The organism is Micrococcaceae bacterium Sec5.8 (genome assembly GCA_039636775.1).
GTDB lineage: Bacteria > Actinomycetota > Actinomycetes > Actinomycetales > Micrococcaceae > Arthrobacter.
In genome coordinates, this window is sequence record CP143429.1 from 1,280,527 (window position 1) to 1,297,428 (window position 16,902).

Annotated in this window: 16 protein-coding genes; 12 read left to right on the forward strand and 4 right to left on the reverse strand. The window is 68.4% G+C overall.

The window, feature by feature from the left end:
• Positions 1-23: 23 nt before the first annotated feature.
• Complete coding sequence (locus tag VUN84_05860; protein XAS65186.1) at positions 24-383, reverse strand: hypothetical protein; 360 nt, start codon at positions 381-383, stop codon at positions 24-26.
• 79 nt (positions 384-462) lie between these two features.
• Here VUN84_05860 and VUN84_05865 point away from each other — a divergent pair, with 79 nt between their 5' ends.
• Complete coding sequence (locus VUN84_05865) at positions 463-1,596, forward strand: LuxR family transcriptional regulator (protein ID XAS65187.1); 1,134 nt, start codon at positions 463-465, stop codon at positions 1,594-1,596.
• 27 nt (positions 1,597-1,623) lie between these two features.
• On the opposite strand, the gene VUN84_05870 is transcribed toward VUN84_05865, so the two are convergent.
• Positions 1,624-1,890 (reverse strand): MoaD/ThiS family protein, encoded by a 267-nt coding sequence (locus tag VUN84_05870; GenBank protein ID XAS65188.1) that lies wholly within the window; start codon positions 1,888-1,890, stop codon positions 1,624-1,626.
• Positions 1,891-1,897: 7 nt separating this feature from the next.
• Entirely contained in the window at positions 1,898-3,034 is a 1,137-nt protein-coding gene (gene moaA, locus VUN84_05875) for a GTP 3',8-cyclase MoaA (protein ID XAS65189.1), read from the reverse strand.
• Positions 3,035-3,287: 253 nt separating this feature from the next.
• On the opposite strand from moaA, the gene VUN84_05880 reads away from it, so the two are divergent.
• From VUN84_05880 to VUN84_05910, 7 genes are all read left to right on the forward strand, one after another.
• Positions 3,288-4,853 (forward strand): molybdopterin-dependent oxidoreductase, encoded by a 1,566-nt coding sequence (locus tag VUN84_05880; protein ID XAS65772.1) that lies wholly within the window; start codon positions 3,288-3,290, stop codon positions 4,851-4,853.
• Positions 4,854-4,979: 126 nt separating this feature from the next.
• Entirely contained in the window at positions 4,980-6,203 is a 1,224-nt protein-coding gene (gene glp, locus VUN84_05885; GenBank protein ID XAS65190.1) for a gephyrin-like molybdotransferase Glp, read from the forward strand.
• The gene (gene moaC / locus VUN84_05890; GenBank protein XAS65191.1) at positions 6,191-6,784 is read left to right on the forward strand and encodes a cyclic pyranopterin monophosphate synthase MoaC; all 594 of its coding nucleotides are present in this window, start codon (positions 6,191-6,193) and stop codon (positions 6,782-6,784) included. Before glp ends, moaC begins: the two co-directional genes overlap by 13 nt.
• Positions 6,781-7,293, forward strand: a complete 513-nt coding sequence (locus VUN84_05895; protein XAS65192.1) for a MogA/MoaB family molybdenum cofactor biosynthesis protein — start codon at positions 6,781-6,783, stop codon at positions 7,291-7,293. Before moaC ends, VUN84_05895 begins: the two co-directional genes overlap by 4 nt.
• Positions 7,283-7,762: a molybdenum cofactor biosynthesis protein MoaE gene (locus VUN84_05900; protein ID XAS65193.1), complete on the forward strand. Its 480-nt coding sequence runs from the start codon at positions 7,283-7,285 to the stop codon at positions 7,760-7,762. The genes VUN84_05895 and VUN84_05900 overlap by 11 nt, the downstream gene beginning before the upstream one ends.
• Positions 7,763-7,900: 138 nt before the next feature.
• Entirely contained in the window at positions 7,901-8,659 is a 759-nt protein-coding gene (gene dapB / locus VUN84_05905; protein ID XAS65194.1) for a 4-hydroxy-tetrahydrodipicolinate reductase, read from the forward strand.
• Positions 8,660-8,664: 5 nt separating this feature from the next.
• On the forward strand, positions 8,665-9,147 hold the full coding sequence (locus VUN84_05910; GenBank protein XAS65195.1) for a hypothetical protein: 483 nt from the start codon (positions 8,665-8,667) through the stop codon (positions 9,145-9,147).
• 59 nt (positions 9,148-9,206) lie between these two features.
• Here the strand turns inward: VUN84_05910 and VUN84_05915 are convergent, their stop codons facing one another.
• Positions 9,207-10,511, reverse strand: coding sequence for a heparan-alpha-glucosaminide N-acetyltransferase domain-containing protein (locus VUN84_05915; protein ID XAS65196.1), 1,305 nt, complete (start codon positions 10,509-10,511; stop codon positions 9,207-9,209).
• A gap of 95 nt (positions 10,512-10,606) precedes the next feature.
• Between VUN84_05915 and VUN84_05920 the strand changes: the two genes are divergently transcribed.
• The 4 genes from VUN84_05920 to VUN84_05935 all read left to right on the forward strand — a co-directional run bounded on the left by VUN84_05920 (position 10,607) and on the right by VUN84_05935 (position 16,896).
• Positions 10,607-10,960: a hypothetical protein gene (locus VUN84_05920; protein XAS65197.1), complete on the forward strand. Its 354-nt coding sequence runs from the start codon at positions 10,607-10,609 to the stop codon at positions 10,958-10,960.
• 143 nt (positions 10,961-11,103) lie between these two features.
• Positions 11,104-12,012: a 4-hydroxy-tetrahydrodipicolinate synthase gene (gene dapA, locus VUN84_05925; GenBank protein XAS65198.1), complete on the forward strand. Its 909-nt coding sequence runs from the start codon at positions 11,104-11,106 to the stop codon at positions 12,010-12,012.
• A gap of 61 nt (positions 12,013-12,073) precedes the next feature.
• On the forward strand, positions 12,074-13,765 hold the full coding sequence (locus VUN84_05930) for a ribonuclease J (GenBank protein ID XAS65199.1): 1,692 nt from the start codon (positions 12,074-12,076) through the stop codon (positions 13,763-13,765).
• A 173-nt stretch (positions 13,766-13,938) separates the two neighbouring features.
• Positions 13,939-16,896 (forward strand): DNA translocase FtsK, encoded by a 2,958-nt coding sequence (locus tag VUN84_05935; protein XAS65200.1) that lies wholly within the window; start codon positions 13,939-13,941, stop codon positions 16,894-16,896.
• Positions 16,897-16,902: the final 6 nt, after the last annotated feature.

Consider the following 16,902-nt stretch of genomic DNA (forward strand, 5'->3'; position numbering starts at 1 on the left):
CGGCGGCCAGTGCAGCCGGACCGTCAGAGGGCTTCCTCCAGGATCCTGGTTTTCGGGGCGCCCTGGAGGGCAGGTGCCGCCGCCGGGGACGTCCAGACGTTCGCCTTCAGGTTGGCCAGCAGTGCTTCCGCCTGGGACCGAAGCGTGAAGTCGAGTTCGACCACAACGTAGTGCGGGTCCTCCACCGGCCGGCTAATCCGGTGCGCGATCACGCCCGACGCCGCCCGCCCGACGGGATCCCGATCAAACGCGCTCTTCCAGAGACCAAAATCCGCAATGCCGTGCTCAATCTGCAAGGTGTACATGCCAATCCCTCCTGCGTTGTCCTGTGCCCCCGAATGCGGGGATATTTCACCGTAGGCGCACCCCGGTGCCTCGGACATCCCAGAAATCTGGTGACGGCGGCCGGACTCAGCGCCGGGTGGCCGGGCGCATGGGCGCGGCTTGGAACATACTGAACTCATGACCACCAGCTGGGCGTTCAGCCGGAGCCTGGAGCGCCTGGGGCAGCTCTGCCGGGACATGCTCGATGACAAGGAGCTGCGCCGGGAAGTGCTTGCCGAACTCGGCGCAAGGGTGCCGTTCAGCGCCTACGCCTGGCCCCTGACGGATCCGGAATCGGCTACCGGCATCGCCCCGATGGCCCGGATCCCCTGCCCGGACAAACTACCGGAGCTCATCCGGCTCAAGTACGTGACACCGCAGGGCCGTTGGACGGCGCTAATGCGTTCGCCGCGGCCCGCAGCGACCCTCCTCACGGCCACGGGCGGAGATCCTGCGCGCAGTCCGTTATGGAGCGGGCTGTTGATCCACCACGGGGTGGCGGACGTGCTCTCAACCGTCTTTGCTGACAAACATGGCTGCTGGGGCTGGCTGGACCTCTGGCGTATCGGGAACGACGGCACCTTTTCCGCTGTGGAGACCAACTATCTCGCAACGGCCGCGCCGATGGTGGCGGCCGGCCTTCGGCGGAGCCGTGCAGCCCAATGCCGGCGGGACGCGGAGGCCGGGGGCACCGCCGCCGCCGTCCGGCAGCCACTGCCGCCACAGGCCGTGCTGACCCTGGACGAGGCCCTGGCCGTGGCGGGGCAGACGGTTTCGGCCGGGGAGTGGTTGAAGCTGCTGCAGCGGGGGCCGCGGCCGTACCAGGACGTGCCGGCGGAGGTCCTCAACGTCGCCGCCCAGCTGCTGGCCCGCGAGGCCGGGGTGGACACCCACCCTGCCATGTCGCGGGTCTCCGTCGGCGACGGCAACTGGGCGCTGCTGCGCGCCACCCGAATGGTGGGGGGCCGGTGGGGGGCGACTCCTCCGCTCGCGGTGACCATCCAGGAATGCCCGGCGGCGGACCGGCTTGAGGTTTTCGCCCGCTGCTTCGCGCTCACCCCGCAGCAGCACCGGCTGCTCGAACTTACCGCTGGGGGACTCAGCACGGCGGAGCTGGCCGCGGTCCTGGGGATCCGTCCCTACACCGTGCAGGACCAGTTCAAGGCTGTGTTCGCTGTCTGCGGTGTCCGGAGCCGCAGCGCGCTGCTGGGCCTGGCTCTAGGCACCGCAGCCAGGCCGGCCGGCACCGGCCCGGCCTCCGGGAGGTCGTAGGGCGCTGCCGCGGGGAGCCGGAACCGGCTAGCCGCCGGCGAAAGGCGGCAGGACGTCGATGACGTCGTCCGGTTGCACCGCCGCCGTCCGGGTCCGGACGGCCACCTCGTTGAGAAGGAAGCTGCTCCGGGACAGCAGGCGCGCCAGCGGCGGGGTCCCGGCGGGGGGCTCCGGCCGTTCGACGGCGAGGATGGCGTCCAGGAGCGCGGCGACCGTGGCGCCGGCGGGAAGCTCGAAGTGTTCCTCCTCGACGCCGGCGGCAGCGCGCGCGGCAGCGAAGTAACGTACGTTCACAGGTGGTTCAGCCTCCGATGGCGCTCATGCTGCGGTCCGGCTGGACGAAGTCCGGGGCGTCCAGTCCCACGTGGTCCATGCCGTGGGCCTTGGGCTTGATCCACATGGCGTCCTGCCAGCGTTCGGCAAGCTGTGCGTCGCTGGCGCCCTCCCGGAGCAGCCCCAGAAGGTCCACTTCTTCGCGGGAGAACAGACAGCTCATGATCTTGCCCTCGGCAGTGATGCGGGTGCGCCGGCAGTCGGAGCAGAACGGCTCAGTTACGGAGGCGATGATTCCCACGGTCCCCAGGACGGGTCCGGCGGCCTCGTCGGTGCCGGGAACCCTCGCCCGGACCTCGAAGCGTTCCGCCGGGGCGCCGTCGCGGTCCCGCGGATCGGCGCTGAGCACGTAGTCGACGGAGAGGAGTTCGCGGATCTCCGCGGCGGTGATCATGTTCCGGCGGGTCCAGCCGTGGTCGGCGTCGAGCGGCATCTGCTCGATGAAGCGCAGTTCATAGCCGCGGCCCAGCGCCCACGCCAGCAGGGACGGGGACTCGGCGTCATTGATGCCGCGCATCAGAACGGCGTTGAGTTTCACCGGTCCCAGCCCGGCGGCCCACGCGGCGTCCACGCCGGCCAGGACCTTATTCAGGAACGGCCGGCGCGTCAGCTGGGTGAACGTCTCCTCATGGAGCGAGTCCAGCGACACGTTGATGCGGGTCAGGCCCGCGGCCTTCAACGCAGCGGCCTTCTTATCCAGCCCGACGGCGTTCGTCGTCATGGAGATCGGAAGGTCGGGGTGGGCGAGGCGAAGTGCAGAAATGATGTCCAGCAGATCGGCCCGGACCAGCGGTTCGCCGCCGGTAAGCCGCAGCTCGCGAACGCCCAACGTGTCGACGCCGATCCGCACGATGCGGACGATCTCCTCGGCTGACATCACGGCCTGTTTGGAGAGCCACTCCAGGCCCTCCGCCGGCATGCAGTAGGTACAGCGCAAATTGCATTTATCCGTCAGGGAGAGCCTCATGTCGGTGGCGCGCCGTCCGTAACGGTCGACGAGGCCGGCGGGCATGCCGTCCGGCCGCCCGCCCAACTGCGCACTTGAGGAGCCCGCACCGGGGCTGTCATCCGCGCGGGGCTGGGGCATACCTAGCTGAACACTCATAAATTCAGGCTACGCCACCGCGGGGCCGGCAACACCGCCGCGGGCCCGATTCCGCCGGCAGCGTTCCATTCGCCGCGGACAAATCTATGCTGGAGGAGTGAACAGCACCCCGCATGATCAACCCGGCGCTCCGATCGGCACACCGCGGAGCGCCCGGCGCCTGGCTGAGGTCCCGCTTGCCGAAGTCCCGCCGGAGAGTGGGCGGCAAAGCCCGCAGCCGCCGGCCGGCGGGCCACCGGACAACGGGCGGCGCATTCGGGCCCGCTGGGCTGCCGGCGCCGGCGTCGTTGCCGTGGGTGCCGGCCTCGCCCTGGGCGAGCTCGCGGCAGGACTCATCAGTCCCTCACTCTCGCCGGTGACCGCTGTCGGCGGCGCGGTGATTGACACGGTCCCGCCGGGGGTCAAGGACTGGGCCATCGCCCTCTTCGGCACGGCTGATAAGGCTGCTTTGCTGGGCGGCATGGGACTGCTCATCGCCGTGCTGGCAGCACTGTGCGGGGTGGTGGAATTGCGCCGCCGTTTCGCCGGGGCAGCCATCATTGCCACCTTTGGTGCCGCGGGGCTCGTGGCTGTTCTGAGCCGGACGGAACTGACAGCCAATGCCATTCCCGCCCCGTTGCTCGCCGCCGCCGTGGGAATGATTCTGCTGCGCTGGCTGATCCGGCGGCTGGAAGAGTGGCGGACCGGCAGCGAACCGGACGTGCCGGTTTCGGGGGCCGCTGCCACGCCGCCCACCGCCGCGCGGCCCCCTGCCCGCCGACGGTTCCTGCAGGTGCTCGGCGGAACGGCCGCTGGCGCCGTCATTGCAGGGGTGCTGGCAGCGACAATCCGGGGAGCTGCCGCCGCCGTCAGCGAATTGCGCAGCAAACTGGTGCTCCCCGCGCCCGTGTCAACGGCTCCTCCGATCCCGGACGGCGCCGACGTCCGGCTTGACGGCGTCAGCCCGCTGGTCACACCCACCAACGACTTTTACCGGATCGACACCGCCCTGCGTGTCCCCGTGGTGGACCCCGCGCAGTGGACGCTCAAAGTCACGGGACTCGTGGAGCGGGACATTTCCCTTGACTTCGCCGCGTTGCTGGCCAAACCCTTGATCGAACGGCACATCACCATCGCCTGCGTATCCAATGAGGTGGGAGGGGACCTGATCGGCAATGCCCGGTGGCTGGGTTGGCCGGTCCGGGACCTGCTGGCACTGGCAGGCCCGAAGGCCGGCGCGGACATGGTCCTGTCACGTAGCTCGGACGGCTGGACCGCCGGAACCCCGTTGGGGGCGCTGACGGACAACCGGGACGCGCTCCTGGCGGTCGGCATGAACGGCGAACCGCTGCCGCTGGAGCACGGCTTCCCCGTCCGGCTGATCGTTCCGGGCCTCTATGGCTACGTTGCGGCCACCAAGTGGGTTACCGAATTGAAGGTGACGCGGTTCGCGGACGACGCCGGCTACTGGACACCCCGCGGCTGGACCGAGCGGGGACCCATCAAGATGTCCTCCCGCATCGACACTCCCCGGGACGGCCGCTCCGTGGGCGCCGGGACGGTGGCTTTCGGCGGTGTCGCCTGGGCCCAGCACACCGGGATAGCGCGCGTGGACCTGCGGGTCAACCGTGGCGTGTGGCAGCAGGCGGAGCTGGCTCCCGGGATTTCCCTCGACACCTGGTACCAGTGGAAGCTGGCGGTGCCGCTCACCCCCGGAAACTATGAAATCCAGGTCCGCGCCACGGACCGCAATGGCGTGGCGCAAGTGGAGGACCGCGCGCCGGTGGCGCCCAGCGGGGCCACTGGCTTTCACACCGTTAGAGTTGACGTGAAGTCCTAACCGGCCGGGCGAACCCGCCAGGCCGCCCGCCAGGCCGCCCGCCCGGCCGCCCGTCCGGCCGCCCGTCCGGTAAGGAAGCCGGACCGGCGAACCCGGCCAACGGCTCAGATGAGGGGTCACCACCGTATGCACCGCACCCAGGCAGGGCACGTCAGCGTGGAAGCACACCGGGAGTCGGTGCGTCACCTGCTGGCCCCGCTCCGCAGCCCGGACCGGATTGAACGGCTCCCGCTGCTTTCGGCCCTAGGCCGTGGCCTTGCCGCGGACGTCGTGGCTCCGCTGGACCTTCCGCCATTCGCCAATTCGCAAATGGACGGCTTCGCCATCCGCAGCGCGGACGTGCCCGACGGCGGCGCCGACCTGCACGTCGCCGCCCCCGTTGCCGCCGGAGCCATGGCTCCTGAACTTGCCGCCGGGACAGCCGCACCGATCATGACCGGCGCCATGATGCCGCCGGGAGCGGACGCCGTCGTGCCGATTGAACAGGCCGTACCCGATGTCTTCCCGGCCCCGGGCGTGCCCGCGACCGTGCGGCTGCCTGCTGCCCCGGCTCGGAGCTTCGTCCGCCATCCCGGCAGCGACATCCGCGCCGGTGAGCTGGCTCTTCCCGCCGGAACGTGCCTGGGACCGGGCCAGCTGGGACTCCTGGCGGCCCTGGGCTTCACGGAGGCGCCCGTTTTCCGTGCGCTGCGGATCCTGCTGGTCACCACCGGGGACGAGGTCGTGGAACCGGGCAGCCCGCTGGGCGACGGCAAGATCTACGACTCGAATGCCACCTTGCTGGAGGCGTCCATGCGCCAGGCCGGCCTTGACGTCACACGGACCGGGATCTCCACCGACCGCCCGGAGGAACTGGCTGCCCTGCTGCGCCGGCACGCGGCGGACGTGGACCTGGTGGTCACCACCGGCGGGGTCAGCAAGGGCGCCTACGAGGTGGTGCGGCAGGCGATGGCAGGTCACGACGTGCAGTTTTTTGCCGTCGCGATGCAGCCCGGCGGGCCGCAGGGGATTGGAACATTCGAGGGCGTACCGGTCCTTGGCTTTCCGGGAAACCCGGTGAGTTGCCTCGTGTCCTTCGAAATGTTCCTCCGGCCCGCGCTCGGGGATCTGTTCGGCTCGCCGGCGCCCCGGCCCGTGGTGAGGGCGCGGCTGGCCGGGGCGCTGACGTCGCCGGCCGGCAAGCATCAGGTGCGGCGCGGCACCGTCCTTCCCGACGGGACTGTCCGGCTTGAGGGTGGCGCAGGCTCGCACCTCGTCAGCGCGCTCGCGCACTCGAACGCCCTGATCCAGGTGCCCGAAGGTACCGCTGCGCTCGCTGCGGGCGCCGAGGTGGAAGTATGGATGCTGTGAATGAAGAGAACCCTCCAAAGATGACCCCCGCAGGGATGACCCCAGCAGGGAAGACCCCCGCAGGGAAGAACCCCGCAGGGAAGAACCCCGCAGGGGTGAACCCTGCACCGGAGGGCCCGGGCCTGACCCACCTGCGGCAGGATGGCACGGCCCAGATGGTGGACGTGTCCAACAAGGCCGAAAGTACCCGCGAGGCCACCGCCACCGCCACAGTCCGCAGCACGGAGGAGGTCCTGGCGCTCCTCGGCAGCGGAGACCTGCCCAAAGGCGATGCCCTGGCTGTCGCCCGGGTCGCCGGCATCCTGGCCGCCAAGAAAACCCCGGACTTAATCCCGCTTTGCCACCCGCTGCCGATCGCCAAGGTCACCGTCGACTTTGAGCTCGACGCCGACTCTGTCACCGTGTTCGCCACGGTGAAGACCCGCGGGGTTACCGGCGTCGAAATGGAAGCGCTGACCGCAGCCTCCGTCGCCGCCCTCAGCGTGTACGACATGATCAAGGCCGTAGACAAGCACGCGGTCCTGACCGATATCAAGGTGCTGGCCAAGAGCGGCGGCAAGAGCGGGGACTGGAAACTATGAGCATGCCCGAACCACACCGTCACGGTGAAGCCACCGGGCGGAAGGCCGGCGTCGTCATCGCCTCCACCCGCGCCGCGGCCGGAATCTACGAGGACCTGACCGGTCCCGTCATCATCGACTGGCTTACCGAACACGGCTTCGAGACCTATCCGGCCATGGTGGTTCCGGACGGCGACGCCGTGGGCGCGTCCCTGCGCGCGCTGCTGACCCAGGCGCCGGCTGTCATCATCACCAGCGGCGGTACCGGCCTCAGCCCCACGGACGCGACTCCGGAACAGACCCTGCCCCTGTTGGACCGGGAAATCCCGGGCATCATGGAGGGCATCCGGGCCGCCGGACTGACCAAGACCCCGACGGCGATGCTGAGCCGGGGCCACGCGGGTGCTGCGGGCCAGACATTCATCATCAATCTTCCCGGATCTCCCAAAGGTGTCATGGATGGGCTCAGCGTGCTGGACTCCATCCTGGGACACCTGTGCGACCAGCTGGAGGGCGGCCATGGGCATTGACTCAACCTTTGAAGTGGTCACCGCGGTACTCAGTGCCGACCCCATTTGCGTGGACCACGCCATCGCGGCCGTCGAATCGGACACCGCTGGTGCAGTGGTCAGCTTCAGCGGGGTGGTCCGGAACCACGACGGCGGCAAACCCGTCCAGCGGCTCAGTTACAGCGCGCACCCCACCGCGCACCAGGTGATGGCCGACGTCGTCGCGCAACTCGTCTCCGAACAGGCGGCCGGCAGCTCACCCGCCGGTTCCGGCGGGCCGGAACAGCCGGTGCGGATCTGGGTGGCCCACCGGATCGGGATGCTGGAGATCGGGGACCCGGCGCTGGTTTGCGCTGTCGCGGCAGCGCACCGCGGTCAGGCCTTCGCGGTATGTTCGGAACTGGTGGACCGGATCAAGGACCAGGTTCCGATCTGGAAGGAACAGTTCTTCACGGACGGCAGTGTCGAATGGGTTGGAGCGGGCGCCTAGTCCTCCCGGGCACCGTCTGCGACCCAACCCCGGGCACTTTCCGCCCCGCCCTGCGCTGGCCCTTGCATCGTCGTGACTGGCTCGTAACGCGTTGCCCCGGTTCAGGCGGGCGCCGGGCCCGGCGGTAGGGTGGATGGCATGATCGAACAACTCGCAGTCGCCGTGCTGGGCGCCAACGGGCGGATGGGCGCCGAGGCCGTGCAGGCCATCGAGGCGGCCGCAGACCTCAACCTTGTCGCTGCTCTGGGCCGGAACGACTCCCTGGAAACCCTCGTCGACGCCGGTGCGCGGGTGGTGGTGGACCTGACGGTCCCGGAAAGCACCGACGCGAATGTCACCTTCGCCGTCGAGCACGGCATGCACGCCGTGGTGGGGACGACGGGCTGGGATCAGCAACGGCTGGCCCGGCTCGAGGAGCTCCTCACCGGCCGGCCCGGCGTGGGTGTGCTGATTGCGCCGAACTTCGCGCTCGGCTCGGTGCTCGCCTCGGCGTTCGCTGCCAAAGCCTCCCGCTACTTCGAATCGGCGGAAATCATCGAACTGCACCACCCGGAGAAGGTGGACGCTCCGTCCGGAACCGCAGTGCGCACCGCGCAGCTGATCTCCGCCGAACGCGCAGCCGCCGGCCTTCCGCCCAGCCCCGATGCCACCAGGGGCGGGCGCCCTGGCGCGCGCGGCTGCGACGTCGACGGCGTCCGCGTCCACAGCGTCCGTCTCCGCGGTCTCGTGGCGCACCAGGAAGTTCTGCTGGGCGGTCCGGGCGAGCAGCTGACCTTCCGGCATGACTCCTTTGACCGGGCATCGTTCATGCCCGGGGTGCTGCTGGGTGTCCGCAACGTGGCTGCGAACCCCGGCCTCACCGTAGGCCTGGACGGCTACCTGGACCTGGGACTCTGAGCGCCGTGGCCAACGTCCTCACCGCCTTCAAAGCAAACCGCACCAAAATCTGGGTTGGCGCCGTCACGCTGCTCCTCGTCTTCTACCTCGTGGTGTCCCTGCAGCGCTCGGTGCTGTTGATGACGGACGCTAATCCGGTGGCTAAGGCACTCGGCGTGGCGTACCTGCTCCTGCCCGTGGTCGGCGCCTGGGCCCTGGTCCGCGAGCTGGTGTTTGGTGTGCGGACGGAACGGCTGGCAAAGATCCTCGAGGCCGAGGGCGGCCTGCCCGAGGACAATCTGCCGCGCACGCCCGCGGGACGGATCATCCGCGAAGCCGCGGACCGGGAGTTCGAGAAATACCGCACGGAGACCGAGGCGGCACCGGAGAACTGGCGCTCCTGGTTCCGGCTTAGCTGCGCCTACGACGCCGCAGGGGACCGCAAGCGGGCGCGGGCCTCGATGCGCGACGCCGTCCGGCTCTACCGCACCGGTTCCCGCCGGGGCTGAGGTTCGACGTCGGGGACCGCCGCGGCCGCTCAGCGAAAGCATGGCGGCGCGTTCCGGGGTCAGCGGACGCGGGCAGGCTGATAGCGGCCGAGTTGGTTCGCGGCGTGCGCCACCCACTCCAGCGGTCCGCGCCAGCCCAGGGCTGCGACGATGCCGCCGATGGCCAACAGCGCCAGGGCCTGCGCCCAGTACACGCCCTCAAGTGTCCACCCGGACGGCAAGGGCTGGCCGTAGAGGGAGGCCATCACGCACAGGTGGGCCGTGTAGAGGCTCAGGGTCATGGCACCGGCGCCCCGCAACGGAAGCAGCAGGTCCACCCGGATCCGCTCCACCAGCCGGCCCAGCAGCAGGCACGTTCCGACGACGGCGGCAGCCACTCCGGAGGTGTGCAGCAAGTCAAGGGTGGTACCGGAGTGCGGCGCACTTGAGGCGAGCCACCAGGGGGAGCCGGTTTGATCCACGCCGGCCAGGTTCACTTGCAGCAGGCTTTCCAGCGGATACGAGGGCTTCAGCAGGGACGCCTGGAGCGCCGCCCGGCCGCCCCAATCCTCCATCATCACCAGGCTGAACCACCTGGCCAGGACCGCCACGGCGGTTCCCGCTGCCAGCAGCAGCGCCGGGACTGCCGCCGTCGTCAGGGCCAGCCGGCCAATTGCGAGCCCGATCAGCAGGTAGGCGATCCACTGGAACACGGGATAGTAGCCGGTCAGGAAGAGGTCCCCGAGCAGCACGGCGGGGGTGGACAGATCCTCCCATTGCGGGTTGTGGCCCAGTTGCAGGGCCGGCGTGGCGGTGAGGAGCCATGGCCGCAGAAGAAAAGCGAGCGCCGGAGTGACAAGGACCCAGCCCGCGGCGAGGACCAGCAGGTGCCGGGCGTCCAGCCCGAGAAACGGCAGGATGCACAGGAACAACACGGCGTAATGGACCAGGATGATGGCGATGTTCACCTCAAGCCCGCCAATGGAAAGCCCCACGGCGGCGACCACGAGCGCCCGGAGCGCGACTCCGCGGCGCGCCGCCCACAGCTGCGGGCCCTGGAACGGCTCCTGTTTACCGGTGGATAACGCCAGCCCAATTCCTGCGAGCACGGCGAACAGAGCGGAGGCCCGTCCGGAAAATACCAGGCCCACCCACGTGGGGGTCAGTTGCGGGTCGGATTCGAAAGTGGGAAGCACATGAGTGGCCATCATGCCCAGGAGGGCCAATCCGCGGGCGGCGTCGATGCCTGACAGCCGGGTTCCGGATCTGCGGCCTGGGCTGCGGCCGCCGTTTCCCCCGGATTTTCCGGACCCGCCCCCGGGGCCGCTCCTGCTCCGGGCCGGCCGGGCCGGCCGGGGGAACGATGCCGTGTCGCGGGGAGTCATGCCTCGATGTTCTCATGTCCGGCCACCAGGGAGCTGTCCGGACGGGCGGCTCCGGCACCCTTGTGTTCGAATATATGTTCGAATACGATGGGCCCATGACCAACACACCAGAGCCCCTCTTCCCGGGGTCCACCCGGCCGGACCCGTGCGCCCCGGACCCGTCCGGAGTCCTCAAGGCCTTGAGCCCCGGCGTCGTGGACTTCCTCTTCCGGCAGTTGGTGGCCGGCGAATCGGCCGAGGACGTCCAGTGGCAACGTGAAGGGAAAGCCCTGTCGGCGCAGGCGCCGGGGGCCGAACTGGCCCGCCGACTGGCGGAGACGGACCTGGAGTCCCTCACGCCTACCGAGCTTTTCCACTACGTCCGGGCCGCCCAGCGGCTCGCTGCGTGGGCGGAGGCCCTGCGCCAAACGGCCGTCGGCCGCTACTGCGCCACACCGCCCGGCGGGTAAGGTTTTGCTCCCTGCCGGGCCGGCCCCGGCACCGGAAGAGCGGCCGGGCAGGGGCAGGACTGAGGCAGGAGCCACGGCGGGCTTGACCTTCATCACGGTGCCGCATTGTCGGAACACGCCGGGGACAGGGTAACGTTTTTCATATGGCTGACTCTCCCTCCCGCTCTTTTACGTTCGGATCCCTCGTGACCGCCATGGTCACGCCCTTTACGTCCGATGGTGAGGTCGACTACCAGCAGAACGCCGAGCTGGCCAACAAGCTCGTCGACGACGGCCATGACGCCCTTGTCATCTCCGGGACCACAGGGGAGACCTCCACGCTGGAAGACGACGAGAAGGAAAAGCTCTTCAGGGTGGTCGTCGAAGCCGTGGGGGACCGGGCCAAGGTCATTGCCGGTACCGGCACCAACCACACCTCCCACTCCATTGAGATGGCCAAACGCGCCGCCAAGGCCGGAGCCCATGGGCAGCTGATCGTCACCCCGTATTACAACAAGCCCAGCCAAGCCGGTATCCGGGCCCACATTGAAGCTGTCGCCGACGCCGCCGACCTCCCCGTCATGGTGTACGACATCCCGGGCCGGTCCTGCGTGCCGATCCTGCCCGAGACCATGATCCGGCTCGCGGACCACCGGAACATCGTTGCGCTCAAGGACGCGAAGGCAGACTTTGCCGCCATTACCCGCGTCCTCGCCAACACCGACCTGGATGTTTATTCCGGCGATGACGGACTGACGCTCCCGTGGATGGCTGCGGGCGCGGCCGGTCTTGTCAGCGTCACCGCGCATGTCGCGACGAAGCAGTTCCGCGCCATGATTGACGCCGCACTCGCGGGCGATTTCGCCACCGCCCGCACCATACATTTCGAACTGGACCCCGTGGTCCGTGCAGTGATGACCCATATCCAGGGTGCTGTTGCTGCGAAGCAAGTTCTTAAGTGGCAGGGAGTCCTGCCCAACTCGGTTGTCCGTTTGCCCCTCGTGGAGCCGGACGACGCCGAGACCGAAACCATCCGCGAGGACTTGGCGGAAGCCGGCATGGTCTTTTCCTGATCAGGTGCTTGATCCTGATGAGAAAAAATCCCGCCGGCAACCGCCTGGAAAGTAGTGCATTATGACCCAAACTGCCCTTCCCGGCCTCGTCACGCCGCCGAAACTGCTCAAGGACACCCTGCGGATTGTTCCGCTCGGTGGACTGGGGGAGATCGGCCGCAACATGACCGTTTTCGAGATCGACGGCAAGCTGCTGATCGTCGACTGCGGTGTCCTCTTCCCGGAGGAAACCCAGCCCGGCGTCGACTTGATCCTGCCCGATTTCTCGTACATCAAGAACCGCGTCGACGACATCGTGGCCGTCGTTCTGACCCACGGCCACGAGGACCACATCGGGGCCGTTCCCTACCTGCTGCGCCTGCGCGCGGACATTCCCGTGGTGGGTTCCCGGCTGACGCTGGCTCTCATTGAGGCGAAACTGCTGGAGCACCGGATCAAGCCGGTCACCCAGACCGTCACCGAAGGCCAGGTGCAGAAGTTCGGTCCGTTCGAATGCGAATTCGTGGCCGTCAACCACTCGATCCCCGACGCTCTTGCCGTGTTCCTGCGCACCTCCGGCGGCACCGTGCTGCACACCGGTGACTTCAAGATGGATCAGCTGCCGCTGGACGGCCGCATCACCGACCTCCGCCACTTCGCGAAGCTGGGCGAGGAAGGCGTGGACCTGTTCATGTCGGACTCCACGAACGCCGACGTCCCCGGGTTCACCACGGCGGAAAAGGAAATCGGTCCCACCCTGGACCGGCTCTTCGGCCAGGCCTCCAAGCGCCTGATCGTCGCCTCCTTCTCCTCCCACGTGCACCGCGTCCAGCAGGTCCTCGATGCCGCCGCAAACCACAACCGCAAGGTCGCGTTCGTCGGCCGGTCGATGGTCCGCAACATGGCGATCGCCGAGAAGCTCGGCTACCTCGACGTCCCGCCGGGCCTCCTGGTCGACATCAAGAACATCGACAACCTGCCGGACAACCGCGTGGTCTTGATGTCCACCGGCTCGCAGGGTGAGCCGATGGCAGCCCTGTCCCGGATGGCCAACGGTGACCACCGCGTGGTCGTCGGCCAGGGCGACACTGTCATTCTCGCCTCCAGCCTGATCCCGGGCAACGAGAACGCCGTGTACCGCATCATCAACGGCCTGCTGAAGCTCGGCGCCGACGTCATCCACAAGGGAACCGCCAAGGTGCACGTCTCCGGCCACGCCGCCGCGGGGGAGCTGCTGTACTGCTACAACATCCTTGAGCCGCTCAACGCGATGCCGGTTCACGGCGAAACCCGCCACCTGATCGCCAATGGCAAGATTGCCCTGGACTCCGGTGTCCCCGAAGAGAGCATCCTCCTGGCGGACAACGGCACGGTCATCGACCTTCGCGACCACCAGGCGGACATCGTCGGCCAGGTGGAAGTCGGCTTCGTCTACGTGGACGGCTCCAGTGTCGGCGAGGTCACCGAATCCGACCTCAAGGACCGGCAGACGCTCGGTGATGAAGGTTTCATCTCCATCATCACGGTGATCCACCGCGCCACCGGCAAGGTGGTCTCCGGTCCGGAGATCCACGCCCGCGGCGTGGCTGAGGACGATTCGGTCTTCGACGAGATCATCCCCAAGATCAACGCCGCCCTGGAAGAAGCCGTGCTGAACCGCACGGACCACACCACGCACCAGCTCCAGCAGGTCGTCCGCCGTGTGGTGGGCACCTGGGTCAACCGCAAGCTCCGCCGCAAGCCCTTGATCATCCCGGTGGTCCTGGAGGCGTAGGCCCTGGCGGCCCCAGCGCTTCTCTGGGCACACCGACGGCCTTTCCGGCCTGCTGCAGGCTCCCGCTTGCGGTGGACCGGGAAGGCCGTTTTGCGTCTCCGGCCCGCAACATGGACCCTGCGAAGGCCCGAAAATCCGCGGTTTTCGGCCCGGTGTCGGGTACCGTAGCGGGTATGGCGACACGTACTTCCTCCGCGCCTAGGGGAAACCCCAGCGGTAAATCAGGCAGCTCTTTGGTCCGGGGCTCCGGCCCCGCTGCGTCCAAAACCAGCAAGGCCCCGGGAACGGCGGGCACAGCGCGTACCCGCCAGCTGGCCGTCGTCGAACCCCAACAGCCCTGGCTGGTCCGGGCTGCCGCGGGAGCCTGGCTGGGCGTCGCACACGTCGTCGGAGCGGGTGTACGCCGGATCGGTTACGACGTGAGCGATCTCGCCCCCGGGGACCGCCGCGACGGCGCAGCCCTCTTTAACCTGGCACTCGGAGTCTTCGTCGCCACCTTCGCCTGGTGGGGGTTCCAGGGCTGGTTCCCGGACATGGTCTACGGAATCGTCAACGGAACCTTTGGCTGGATGTCGCTGCTCCTGCCGCTCATGCTGTTCGTCTGCGCCTTCCGGCTGTTCCGCCAGCCCGTGGACGGGCGCGGGAACAACCGGATCGGTATCGGCTTCCTGATCATGACGTTTGCCGGGTCGGGCCTGGCCCACGTCATCGGCGGGGAACCGAGCGTTGCCGAGGGATTCGACGGGCTGCGCCGCGCCGGCGGTATGCTCGGCTACCTCGCCGCGGCGCCGCTGGCGGCGCTGCACGCCGCCGTCCCGCTGGCCGTCTACGGCCTGCTTGCTTTCACGTCACTGCTGATCGTCACGGCGACGCCGTTCGGTGCCATCCCTTCCCGGTTGCGGGACGCTTACGAACACCTCATGGGCATCGACCTGCAGGATCAGGATGCCGGCTCCGACTCCGGCGCCCATGACCGCAGCTACCTCTACGAGAACGATTCCCCGGCTCCCGCGAAGAAGAAGCGCCGCCGCCTCTTCGGCAAAGAGCAGGAGGAGGACGCCGGACTCGAAGGCTACGTCGGCGACGAGGCCTTCGAACGGGCGCTCATCGCGGATGAGGAAGCCGAGGCCGCCCGGGCGGGCAAGGCCGGCAAGGACGCCCCGCCCCTCAAGCCCGGCGTGCGCCGGCCCACGCAGGCGGAGATCGCCGTCGAGAAGATCAAGGCGGCCCAGGGGCTGGGGAGTGCCGGCGGTTCGGCGGGGGAGAACGCCACCGAAGCCATTCCGCTCGTCACCCCGGCAATGGTGGCCGCAGGGTCACTGAACCCGGCCGCGCCGGCACCGGTGCCGGCCGCGGTGGCTGCCGCGTCCAAGGTGCCATCCAACCCCGTCACGCCCGCCCCGGCGCCCACTCCCATCCCGCAAAGGACCGAGCAGCTGTCCCTGGCCGGCGACGTGACGTACACACTGCCGGCGTCGGACGTCCTGACCCCGGGTTCCATTCCCAAGGAGCGCACGGAGGCCAACGACGCAATTGTTGCCTCTTTGACCGAAACGCTCAACCAGTTCAACGTCGAGGCCCAGGTCACCGGCTTCAGCCGCGGTCCCACTGTGACCCGCTATGAAATCGAGCTGTCTCCGGGTACCAAGGTGGAGCGCGTTACCGCACTCTCCAAGAACATCTCCTACGCCGTCGCCAGCTCGGATGTGCGTATCCTGAGCCCCATCCCCGGCCGGTCCGCAATCGGTATTGAAATTCCCAACACGGACCGTGAAACGGTGTCCTTGGGGGACGTGCTGCGCAGCCAGAACGCCCGGCGGACTGAACACCCCATGGTGATCGGCGTCGGCAAGGACGTGGAGGGCGGCTACGTCGTGGCGAACCTCGCCAAGATGCCGCACCTGCTCGTCGCGGGCGCCACGGGCGCCGGCAAGTCGGCATTCGTGAACGCCATGATCACCTCCATCCTGATGCGTGCCACCCCCGACGAGGTCCGGATGGTCATGGTGGACCCCAAGCGCGTGGAACTCACCGCCTACGAGGGCGTCCCGCACCTGATTACCCCGATCATCACCAACCCGAAGAAGGCCGCAGAGGCCCTGCAGTGGGTAGTCCGCGAGATGGACGCCCGCTACGACGACCTCGCCAACTACGGCTTCAAGCACATCGACGACTTCAACAAGGCGGTGCGGGCCGGCAAGGTCCACGCGCCGGAGGGTTCCAAGCGGGTCATCCGGCCGTACCCGTACCTGCTGGTGATCGTGGACGAACTCGCTGACCTGATGATGGTCGCCCCGCGCGACGTCGAGGACTCGATTGTCCGGATCACCCAACTGGCCCGCGCCGCCGGCATCCACCTCGTGCTCGCCACCCAGCGGCCCTCGGTCGACGTCGTCACCGGCCTGATCAAGGCCAACGTGCCCTCGAGGATGGCGTTCGCCACGTCCTCGGTCACGGATTCCCGCGTGGTCCTAGACCAGCCGGGCGCCGAGAAGCTGATTGGCCAGGGCGACGCCTTGTTCCTGCCCATGGGCGCATCCAAGGCTATGCGCGTCCAGGGTGCCTGGGTGACCGAATCGGAAATCCATAAAGTGGTGGAGCACGTCAAGGGCCAGCTCAAGGCCGTGTACCGCGACGACGTCGCCCCCGAGGCTCCGAAGAAGCAGATCGATGACGACATCGGCGATGATCTTGAGGTACTGCTGCAGGCCACCGAACTTGTTGTGACCACCCAGTTCGGTTCCACCTCAATGCTGCAGCGCAAGCTGCGGGTCGGCTTCGCGAAGGCCGGCAGGCTCATGGACCTGCTTGAATCCCGCGGCGTGGTGGGCCCCTCCGAGGGTTCGAAGGCCCGCGATGTTCTGGTCAAGCCCGATGACCTGGCGACGGTGCTTGCCGCTATGAAGGGCATGGAAGTGCCCGCCACCGGCGATTCCCACACCGCGGCCCTGAGCGAGAACGCCAACGCTAACGTCGCCCAGGGCGGCTACGCCGAGGACCTCGTGGCTTCTGACCTGGACCGCCGAAGCCAGAACAAGGAGTACTACGACGGCTCCGACGCAAACTCCGGAGGCGGCCCTGACGATGACGACAACGGGGCCGAGGACGCCTGGTCGCTCACCGGACGGTAGCCTAGG

Excerpts from the sequence above, each read along its gene's own strand:
- dapB (XAS65194.1), top strand. The coding sequence starts at position 7,901 with ATGATCGAACAACTCGCAGTCGCCGTGCTGGGCGCCAACGGGCGGATG.
- dapA (XAS65198.1), top strand. The coding sequence starts at position 11,104 with ATGGCTGACTCTCCCTCCCGCTCTTTTACGTTCGGATCCCTCGTGACC.
- VUN84_05860 (XAS65186.1), bottom strand. The coding sequence starts at position 383 with ATGTCCGAGGCACCGGGGTGCGCCTACGGTGAAATATCCCCGCATTCG.
- VUN84_05915 (XAS65196.1), bottom strand. The coding sequence starts at position 10,511 with ATGACTCCCCGCGACACGGCATCGTTCCCCCGGCCGGCCCGGCCGGCC.
- moaC (XAS65191.1), top strand. The coding sequence starts at position 6,191 with ATGGATGCTGTGAATGAAGAGAACCCTCCAAAGATGACCCCCGCAGGG.
- moaA (XAS65189.1), bottom strand. The coding sequence starts at position 3,034 with ATGAGTGTTCAGCTAGGTATGCCCCAGCCCCGCGCGGATGACAGCCCC.
- glp (XAS65190.1), top strand. The coding sequence starts at position 4,980 with ATGCACCGCACCCAGGCAGGGCACGTCAGCGTGGAAGCACACCGGGAG.
- VUN84_05935 (XAS65200.1), top strand. The coding sequence starts at position 13,939 with ATGGCGACACGTACTTCCTCCGCGCCTAGGGGAAACCCCAGCGGTAAA.
- VUN84_05865 (XAS65187.1), top strand. The coding sequence starts at position 463 with ATGACCACCAGCTGGGCGTTCAGCCGGAGCCTGGAGCGCCTGGGGCAG.
- VUN84_05920 (XAS65197.1), top strand. The coding sequence starts at position 10,607 with ATGACCAACACACCAGAGCCCCTCTTCCCGGGGTCCACCCGGCCGGAC.
- VUN84_05895 (XAS65192.1), top strand. The coding sequence starts at position 6,781 with ATGAGCATGCCCGAACCACACCGTCACGGTGAAGCCACCGGGCGGAAG.
- VUN84_05900 (XAS65193.1), top strand. The coding sequence starts at position 7,283 with ATGGGCATTGACTCAACCTTTGAAGTGGTCACCGCGGTACTCAGTGCC.
- VUN84_05930 (XAS65199.1), top strand. The coding sequence starts at position 12,074 with ATGACCCAAACTGCCCTTCCCGGCCTCGTCACGCCGCCGAAACTGCTC.